This is a genomic window from Acidithiobacillus marinus (genome assembly GCF_002847505.1).
Lineage (GTDB): Bacteria > Pseudomonadota > Gammaproteobacteria > Acidithiobacillales > Acidithiobacillaceae > Acidithiobacillus > Acidithiobacillus marinus.
This window is the reverse complement of record NZ_MXAV01000001.1, coordinates 22,051-30,077: the sequence shown is the minus strand read 5'-3', so window position 1 is coordinate 30,077 and position 8,027 is coordinate 22,051. Positions and strand designations below refer to the sequence as shown.

Here is an 8,027-nt window from a genome sequence, read left to right as displayed (position 1 = left end):
CCGACGGATTGATCTGATGTTGGCACGGTGGATTCACGAGGACGAAGAATTTCTTCCCCAACCTGGCCGAATTCATTATTTACGACACTTATGGATTCGTTTTTTTGAATTTATCGGACGCCTGACATATCAACAAGCACAAAATATAGTGAACCTTTATTCTGGTGTTATTGAACTCCAGATTACCGATGGAGCAGATCCACAAAAAATATCTACAATTCCTAACGGAATTCCTGTAGAAAATTTTATTCCATTTCGATCGTCATTTTCAGCCAGAAAAAATATTGTCGCGCTTGTGGGTCGCGTGGTTCCTATCAAAGATATCAAAACATTCATACGTGCCGCCAAAATATTGCAAAAAAATGAACCGAATCCTCCAGAATTCTGGATTGCAGGTCCTACTGAGGAAGATGATGAATATTATCAGGAATGTCTCCTTTTAGTTGAGCACTTGGATCTGAAAATGGATGTTAAGTTTCTGGGTTTTGTGCCCGTGCAGGAAGTACTTGCTCAGGTACGCCTAACGGTACTTAGCTCAATTAGTGAAGGTTTACCACTTTCTGTACTTGAGAGCTTTGCTGCAGGAGTTCCTGTGGTCGCAACTGACGTGGGTTCCTGTCGCGAACTTATCTATGGGAAAACAAAAGAATCAAGTGCTGCACCAGCAGGTGAAATAGTACCCATTGCAAACCCTAGCGCCATGGCTAAAGCTATCTCTACATTAATTAATGATAATGCATTATGGCTAACTTGTAGCAAAAATGGAATTAAAAGGGTTGAAGATGATTATCAAGAGAAAGACATGTTTGCCAGTTATCGCAAAATTTATCAACAAGGGATGGTGAAATAAAAATGGCTGGCATTGGCTTTGAATTACGTAGAATTCTTAAACGAAGAACTTACTTATCACTATTGCAAGCATATAGCTTCGCTGGTCTCGTTTCTTCTGGACCTTGGTTGCTATCTATTTTTGGAATTCTATTACTAGGCTTTCTTGCTGTAGACCAAAACACGCACAATACTACAGTCATAGAGTTCCAAGTCTCTGTGACTTATCTTATTATGTCTTCACTGATATTGACTGGACCAGTCCAATTAGTTTTTACTCGTTATGTTGCCGATTTATTATTTGCCCATGAAAAACGTAAAGTAATATCAGTAATCTTGATCATGCTGGCCGGAGTTTGTTTTGTTGGAAGCATTTTTGCGGTAGTCATGGCTTATTTATTTTTTTCAGACACGCCTATTATTTATCAATTTTTTATGGGAACAGGATTCGTCGAGTTGTGCGGTGTTTGGATATTGACGATTATGGGAACCAGCCTGAAAGACTACAAGGCGTTGGTCATCTGGTATTTAATAGCCTACTCAACCATTGTTTTATCGGGACTTTACCTCGGCGCCAAATTTGGTATTTATGGCTATTTACTGGCTTTTGATATTGGTCAGGCAATACTATTACTCAGTCTTGGTGCAATGATCATACGCCAGTTTCCTGGTGTGTTACTATATCCTAAAAAGGTATTGCTCAACACCCGTTTCTTCGGTTCTCTGGTTCTGGTGGGTTTATTTTTTAATGCTGCCGTTTGGGCCGACAAGCTATTATTCTGGTTTACCTCAGATACCAGTGGTCTGGTTATAGGGCCACTGCGGGCTTCACCGATATATGATGTCCCTATTTTTCTCAGCTATTTGCTGATAGTCCCAGGACTGGCCATTTTTCTTTTTCGATTGGAGACTGATTTTGTTGAGTCTTACGATGCCTACAACGAAGCGATAATTAGCGGTGGCAGCTATTCCGAATTAAGTATTGCCAAGCAGGGAATGATCAATGCTACGCGGACGGGTTTATGGGATATTGCTAAAATACAGGGTTTAACTGTCATCTTCGCAATAGCTTTTACCCCACAAATACTTGATCTTCTTGGTTATCCATTAAGCTATGCCCGCATTTTTCAATTTGATGTTGTCGGTGTCAGCTTACAACTTCTGTTCATGAGCATACTCAATGTTTATTTCTACATGGACCTACGCCGTCGAAGCATTTTTTTAACGTTCATTTTTTTATCTGGTAATATTACCTTTACTTGGCTCAGCCTTCAGGCTGGTCCATTTTTTTATGGCATGGGATTTATGTTTTCCCTCTTTATTGCCGATATAGCAGGATTGTTGTTATTAAAAAAAGATCTGCAAGACATAGACTTTATTACTTTTGTTAAATCTCAGTAAATACAGAGGTGTATACTATTCATGCAGCCAAATCAGCAAACAGCAATTATCCTGGTAGTGGGTGGCGCCGGTTTCATTGGCTCTCATACGGTTGAACTTCTACTCTCCGAAGGTTACTACGTGCGCGTTCTGGATAATCTCTCTACAGGAAAGCGGGAGAATTTACCAGCAACACATGATCGCCTGGATTTTATCCTCGGTGACATGACTGATCAAACTCTTCTGGGCAAAGCTTGTGCTGGAGTTACGCATATTTTGCACCTTGCCGCACAGGTTTCAGTGATCCAGAGTTTTGCGAACCCGGTTTTTTCCTGTCAGCAAAATATCCTGGGCTTTGTAGCTGTGCTGGATGAAGCGCGGAAGCAGCATGCCCGACTTGTTTATGCTTCTTCGGCGGCAGTCTACGGCAATCCCGAGATTTTACCCATTAACGAAAATGCCCAGGCGATGCCTATTTCGCCTTATGGTCTGGAAAAATACAGTAACGAGCTTTACGCAGATCTCTATGGCCGAATGCATCAACTTTCACATTTGGGGATGCGTTATTTTAATGTATATGGCCCTCGACAAGATCCCCAATCTCCTTACAGCGGCGTGATTTCACGCTTTGTTGCGCAGGCTCTTGCTCATGAATCTCTGACTATTCGTGGGGATGGCAGCCAGGAACGGGATTTTATTCACGTCAACGATGTTGCCCAGGCCAATGTCGCAGCCCTCCTTGGGGATACCCTGGGCACCATGAATATTGCCTGCGGGAAGGCCACGACCATCCTGTCCTTGGCAAAAATCATTCATCAACTTCTTGGCGTCGAGGAAGACATTCAGTGGGTACCACTAGTAGAGGGTGACATTCATCGTTCCCTGGCAGATAACGAACGCATGCGCCGGCATTTATGTCAGCCACTTTGGTCTTTGCCTGCAGGGCTTCAGCATCTATTACAAGTTATGAGGGCTGATTGCTGAATATCAAACAGCCAGTTCCACTCAATAACGGCTGAATAATGCTCAAAAAAAAGCGCCGCATTAGCGGCGCCCTGGGCGATGATCATCCGCTAGGGATTAGATCTCGCGCACGTCCTCAGCCTGCATGCCTTTGGGGCCGCGAACACTGTTGAACGATACACGTGCGCCTTCTGCCAGGGTCTTGAAGCCGCTGCCCTGAATGGCGGAATGATGAACGAATACATCTTCCTTACCGTCTTCAGGAGTAATGAAACCGAAACCTTTACTATCGTTGAACCACTTTACTGTACCTGTTGCCATTTGATGCACTTCCTATTGCGTAAATTCGGACCACGTGTCCAGTGCTGAGCATAGGGACTATTCTTTATTCATGCAAGGTATTTCTACGACAATTTTGCAGCAAATCCGGCTTTCTTGACGGAAAACTGATTTCTGACTAAGGTTAGAACCAACCGTCCGGTATGTAACAACCCTGAGCAAGGAGTAGTTCATGAAAATTGGCTTCATAGGATTAGGGCAGATGGGTTCAGGTATGGCGGCCCGGCTGCAGGCTTCCGGCCAGCCTCTCACCGTATTCAACCGTTCCCCAGAAAAAATGCAGGGCCTGATTGACTTGGGAGCAAAGGCTGCCCAGTCTCTTGGCGATTTCGCCGATGCCGACGTGATCTTCACTATGCTTGCCGATGATCACGCTGTGAATGCACTGGTGATGGGAGAAGACGGCTTACTGGCACAGATGCGGCCCGGCGCCGTGCATGTTTCCTGCAGCACCATCAGTGTCGCCCTTTCAGCGCAACTGACTGAGGCCCATACCCGTGCCGGCCAGGAATATGTAGCCGCGCCGGTTTTTGGTCGACCCGATGCGGCAGCGGCGGGCAAGCTGTATTTGGCAGTAGCTGGCAAACCAGCAACCATCGAGCGTCTTCAGCCGCTTTTTGCGCACATGGGCCAGCACAGTTTCGTGGTGGCCGAGATGCCGGAAAAAGCCAATCTGGTCAAACTGAGTGGTAATTTTTTGATTGCCGCTGTCATTGAATCTTTGGGTGAGGCCATGGCACTGGTCGAAAAAGGCGGTGTGGATCGACATGCCTATCTGGAACTGCTGACCTCCAGCCTCTTCAATGTGCCTCTCTATAAGAATTATGGAGGCCTCATCGCCGACCGGAAGTTTACGCCACCCGGCTTTGCTGCGCCGCTGGGGCAAAAAGACATGCGCTTGGTGCAGGCAGCTGCCGAAAATCTGAACGTCCCTCTGCCTCTGGCAAGTCTGCTGCACGATCGCTTCATTCGCCTTGCTGCTGAGGGTGGTGCCTCCCGCGACTGGTCCGCTATTGGCATACTGGCGGCTCAGGATGCAGGGCTGTCATCCTGAAGGGGATCCAGCACATTAGCAGCGTACTTCACCTTGAGCCTGCACGATGCTGCTGCTAGTCTGAAATCAGCCCCTCGCCGGGGTTACTGTTGCAAGGAGAAAAAAATGGCCGAACTGAAATTTCATCCTTATCACCAACCGGCGGGAGGTTGGGGTGCCCTGCGTGCTTCCATGCAGAGCCTGCGCCAGCAGGGGATCCTGACTGAAGGCACCGCTTTGCTGCTGAAGTCCAATCAGGCCGAGGGCTTTGATTGTCCGGGCTGCGCCTGGCCTGATCCCGATGCACATTCCACCTTTGAATTTTGCGAAAACGGCGTGAAAGCGGTCGCCGCAGAAGCCACCAGCAAAAAAGTGACGGCTGATTTTTTTGCGCAGCATTCTGTATCCTGGCTGGCTCAGCAAAGTGACTATGACCTGGAAGAATTTGGGCGTCTCACGGAACCCATGGTCTACGATGCTGCCAGTGATCATTATGTGCCGGTATCCTGGGATGATGCGTTTGCCCTCATTGCCCGCCATTTGCAAAAACTGGATTCTCCCGACCAGGCCATTTTTTATACTTCGGGCAGAACCTCCAACGAGGCCGCATTTCTTTATCAGCTATTTGCCCGGGAATTTGGCACCAACAACATGCCCGATTGCTCCAATATGTGCCATGAACCTACCAGCCTCGGCATGCCGGAGTCCATTGGTATTGGCAAAGGCACGGTCACCCTGGAAGATTTCGATCATGCGGACACTTTACTGCTTTTTGGTCATAACCCAGGGACCAATCATCCCCGGATGCTGGGAACCCTCCGCGATGCGGCCAAGCGGGGTTGCCGCATTCTGGTATTCAACCCTCTCCGGGAACGCGGGCTGCAGCGTTTTGTGAATCCCCAGGATCCCGGTGAAATGCTCACCAACCATGGGACAGAAATCGCCACCCATTACTATCAACCGCGCATTGGCGGCGACTATGCCATTGCTCTCGGTATCGTCCGCTACTTGCTGGAGCAGGGAACACTGGATCAGGACTTCATTGACACCCATACCCAAGGCTTCGCCCAGCTCCAAAGCATCGCCCTGGACACCCCCTGGACGGATATTGAGGCCGAAAGCGGTCTGAGTCATGCCCAGTTCATGGAAATCGGCCAAATCTATGATTCCGGTAAAGCCAGCATCATTACCTGGGGCATGGGGATCACCCAACATAAACATGCTGTTGCCACCATCCAGATGCTGGTCAATGTGTTGCTGTTGAAGGGGAACATCGGCAAGGATGGCGCAGGAGCCTGCCCGATTCGCGGGCATAGTAATGTGCAAGGTGATCGCACCATGGGCATATGGGAACGTCCGACCGCTGATTTTCTGGATCGCCTGGCAACAGAATTCGATTTTGAACCGCCCCGCGAACCGGGTTATGACGTAATTGGCAGCATCGCCGCCCTGGAAAAAGGGGAGGCGAAGGTGTTTTTCGGCATGGGTGGCAATTTTGCCAATGCTACTCCGGATACCCAACGCGTGCATACCGCCCTGCGCCAATGCGAGCTGACCGTACACGTCACCACCAAGCTCAACCGTTCCCATATCGTGCATGGAAAAAACGCGCTGATTCTTCCCTGTCTGGGGCGCACAGAAATAGACATTCAGAATGGCAAGCCCCAAGGCATCACCGTCGAAGACTCCATGAGCATGGTACACATCTCTGAAGGCATGCGCGCTCCGGCTTCGCCCCATCTGAAATCCGAATGTGCCATCATTGCCGAACTGGCAACAGCGACTCTGCCTGACAGCAAAACGCCCTGGCGTGAAATGGTGCAGGATTATGACCGGATTCGCGAAAGGATTTCCCGGGTAGTCGCCGGCTTTGAGGATTTCAATGCCCGGGTACATCACCCCAGAGGCTTTCACCTGGATCTTCCCCCGCGCTCACGACGCTGGACGACGCCTTCCGGCAAGGCCCAGTTCATTGCGCATCCGCTCAAAAGCATTACTGAGGATCGTTTTGTTCCCCAAAGCAGCGCCCGGATTTTCAACCTCATGACGATTCGCAGCCACGATCAGTACAACACCACCATCTATGGCTACGAAGATCGCTATCGCGGGGTATCCGGAGCTCGAAACATCTGTTTCATGCACCCGGACGACATGGCTGAACTGGGTTTTGTGGAAAACAGTACGGTAGATATTACATCTCACTGGACTGATGGTGAGCGCATGGCCCGCAATTTTCGGATACTGCCTTATGATATTCCCCGCTCCTGTGTGGCGGGCTACTATCCCGAACTGAACGTGCTGGTACCTCTGTCCAGCCATGCAGACCGGGCCAATACTCCGACTTCCAAGTCCATTCCTGTCACCTTCCAGGTGGCCGAGGCCCATGACCAATAGTCCGCCATCCGAAGCTGCCGCCATCGAGGATCTGGTCGTCGCGCTCCTGCAGATCCTCTGTCGGGAGCAGGCGGTTTCTTTGGCAAAAATCGGGAAACAGATGCAACTACGGCGCAGCCAACTGGAAAGGCTCTTGTTACTGCTGGGTGAAAATGAAGCCTGGGGAGGACTGGGCTATCTGACCCAAAGGGAACAAAGGGGCCGCGCCATGATCATGCTCACCACAAAAGGCAAGGATTTATGCGCATCCATGGCCACTTAAACAGCGGCATCGGCTGGTCGCCGGCCACATTGCTTGCAGGCAAGGCCACACCCGTCGCCCATGAAGAAGCCATTCTCGAAGAACGGGCGGTATCCATCGTTATCAATGGCCAGCCCTATGCGGTGATGATGGTGACGCCAGAACATCTGGAAGATTTTTTTCATGGCTTTTTGTGGAGCGAAGGCATCATTCAGCATCTGCAGGATATCAGCGCCTGGGAATTGGTCGCGCAGAACGCTGAAACTTCAGCCATCTACCTGCAACTTTCAGCTGAAGCTGCCGAGCGCGCCCGTCACAAGGGTCGTCAGATTATCGGGGGAAGCGCCTGCGGCCTGTGTGGCACGCCCGTCTTTGACGGACTGATTCCCTTTGCACCTCTGGAAAACCATTATGCCACCACCCCTCAAGCCATTCACCGGATCATGCGCCAGATGCGCGAACAACAGCGCCTCAACCGTAGTACCGGGACTGCGCACGCCGCCATTCTCGATAGCCACCAGGGATCACTGGTTCGGGAAGACATCGGCCGCCACAACGCGGTCGATAAAAGTATTGGCGCTGCCCTCCAACAAGGACTGCGGCCGGGTCAGGTGCAGGTCCTGGGTATTTCCTCACGGTTGAGCTTTGAAATCGTGCTCAAGGCCCTGGGTTTTGGTATTCCAGTAATCGCCGCCATCTCCGGGGTCAGCAGTATGGCGATCCAGCTTGCCCAAAGCCACGGCATCACCCTGATTGGCTACACTCGCGATGATCGTATGACCCTATATGCGCACGCCGAGCGTGTTCAGGAAGAATCCGGCATTACCCTTTCCTCTTTGGACCAATAAT

8 protein-coding genes are annotated in these 8,027 nt (G+C 50.0%); 7 read left to right on the top strand and 1 reads right to left on the bottom strand.

Going from position 1 to position 8,027, the window contains the following annotated elements; translation table 11 throughout:
- The 3 genes from pelF to B1757_RS00185 all read left to right on the top strand — a co-directional run.
- Positions 1 to 850 (top strand): GT4 family glycosyltransferase PelF (pelF, locus tag B1757_RS00195; protein WP_143484183.1); only part of this gene is annotated, 850 nt, incomplete at its 5' end.
- Between the two features lie 2 nt (positions 851 to 852).
- Complete coding sequence (gene pelG, locus B1757_RS00190) at positions 853 to 2,229, top strand: exopolysaccharide Pel transporter PelG (RefSeq protein WP_101536400.1); 1,377 nt, start codon at positions 853 to 855, stop codon at positions 2,227 to 2,229.
- A gap of 21 nt (positions 2,230 to 2,250) precedes the next feature.
- Positions 2,251 to 3,192 (top strand): NAD-dependent epimerase/dehydratase family protein, encoded by a 942-nt coding sequence (locus B1757_RS00185; protein ID WP_101536399.1) that lies wholly within the window; start codon positions 2,251 to 2,253, stop codon positions 3,190 to 3,192.
- Between the two features lie 96 nt (positions 3,193 to 3,288).
- Here B1757_RS00185 and B1757_RS00180 read toward each other — a convergent pair whose 3' ends face one another.
- Positions 3,289 to 3,492, bottom strand: a complete 204-nt coding sequence (locus tag B1757_RS00180; protein WP_010642828.1) for a cold-shock protein — start codon at positions 3,490 to 3,492, stop codon at positions 3,289 to 3,291.
- Positions 3,493 to 3,682: 190 nt separating this feature from the next.
- Between B1757_RS00180 and B1757_RS00175 the strand changes: the two genes are divergently transcribed.
- The 4 genes from B1757_RS00175 (at position 3,683) to fdhD (ending at position 8,026) form a co-directional block, all read left to right on the top strand.
- Positions 3,683 to 4,564: an NAD(P)-dependent oxidoreductase gene (locus B1757_RS00175; protein ID WP_101536398.1), complete on the top strand. Its 882-nt coding sequence runs from the start codon at positions 3,683 to 3,685 to the stop codon at positions 4,562 to 4,564.
- Positions 4,565 to 4,669: 105 nt separating this feature from the next.
- Positions 4,670 to 6,937 (top strand): FdhF/YdeP family oxidoreductase, encoded by a 2,268-nt coding sequence (locus B1757_RS00170; RefSeq protein WP_101536397.1) that lies wholly within the window; start codon positions 4,670 to 4,672, stop codon positions 6,935 to 6,937.
- The gene (locus B1757_RS00165) at positions 6,927 to 7,199 is read left to right on the top strand and encodes a hypothetical protein (RefSeq protein ID WP_101536396.1); all 273 of its coding nucleotides are present in this window, start codon (positions 6,927 to 6,929) and stop codon (positions 7,197 to 7,199) included. The genes B1757_RS00170 and B1757_RS00165 overlap by 11 nt, the downstream gene beginning before the upstream one ends.
- The gene (gene fdhD / locus B1757_RS00160) at positions 7,178 to 8,026 is read left to right on the top strand and encodes a formate dehydrogenase accessory sulfurtransferase FdhD (RefSeq protein WP_101536395.1); all 849 of its coding nucleotides are present in this window, start codon (positions 7,178 to 7,180) and stop codon (positions 8,024 to 8,026) included. The genes B1757_RS00165 and fdhD overlap by 22 nt, the downstream gene beginning before the upstream one ends.
- The last annotated feature ends 1 nt before the right edge of the window (position 8,027 follow it).

Excerpts from the sequence above, each read along its gene's own strand:
- fdhD (WP_101536395.1), top strand. The coding sequence starts at position 7,178 with ATGCGCATCCATGGCCACTTAAACAGCGGCATCGGCTGGTCGCCGGCC.
- B1757_RS00175 (WP_101536398.1), top strand. The coding sequence starts at position 3,683 with ATGAAAATTGGCTTCATAGGATTAGGGCAGATGGGTTCAGGTATGGCG.
- pelG (WP_101536400.1), top strand. The coding sequence starts at position 853 with ATGGCTGGCATTGGCTTTGAATTACGTAGAATTCTTAAACGAAGAACT.
- B1757_RS00165 (WP_101536396.1), top strand. The coding sequence starts at position 6,927 with ATGACCAATAGTCCGCCATCCGAAGCTGCCGCCATCGAGGATCTGGTC.
- B1757_RS00180 (WP_010642828.1), bottom strand. The coding sequence starts at position 3,492 with ATGGCAACAGGTACAGTAAAGTGGTTCAACGATAGTAAAGGTTTCGGT.
- B1757_RS00170 (WP_101536397.1), top strand. The coding sequence starts at position 4,670 with ATGGCCGAACTGAAATTTCATCCTTATCACCAACCGGCGGGAGGTTGG.
- B1757_RS00185 (WP_101536399.1), top strand. The coding sequence starts at position 2,251 with ATGCAGCCAAATCAGCAAACAGCAATTATCCTGGTAGTGGGTGGCGCC.